The 461-nt window shown below is 68.3% G+C and carries 1 protein-coding gene; it reads left to right on the top strand.

All coding sequences use genetic code 11. The features are described 5' to 3' along the window. On the top strand, nucleotides 1–461 hold a 461-nt coding region (gene mspA / locus CRM90_RS30120; protein ID WP_102810462.1), incomplete at both ends, for a porin MspA.

Genomic DNA, 461 nt, shown 5'->3' with positions numbered 1-461 from the left:
CAGCAGTGGGACACCTTCCTCAACGGTGTGTTCCCGTTGGACCGCAACCGGCTGACTCGGGAGTGGTTCCACTCCGGCAAGGCTGTCTACAGCGTGGTCGGCCCGGGCGCCGATGAGTTCGCGGGCACCTTGGAGCTGGGCTACCAGGTGGGCTTCCCCTGGTCGCTGGGCGTGGGCATCAACTTCAGCTACACCACCCCCAACATCCTGCTGGACGACGCCAACATCTCCCCGACGGGCTTCAACCCGCTGGGTTCGGTGATCACCCCGAACCTGTTCCCGGGTGTGTCGATCTCCGCTGACCTGGGCAACGGCCCCGGCATCCAGGAAGTCGCCACGTTCTCCGTCGACGTCTCGGGCCCCAACGGCTCGGTCGCGGTGGCCAACGCCCACGGCACCGTCACCGGTGCGGCCGGCGGCGTGCTGCTGCGCCCCTTCGCCCGCCTGATCTCCAAGGCCGG

It is taken from the genome of Mycobacterium sp. ENV421, from assembly GCF_002887815.1.
Lineage (GTDB): Bacteria > Actinomycetota > Actinomycetes > Mycobacteriales > Mycobacteriaceae > Mycobacterium.
The sequence above is the reverse complement of the archived record's forward strand: the minus strand, read 5'-3'. Positions and strand labels throughout refer to the sequence as shown.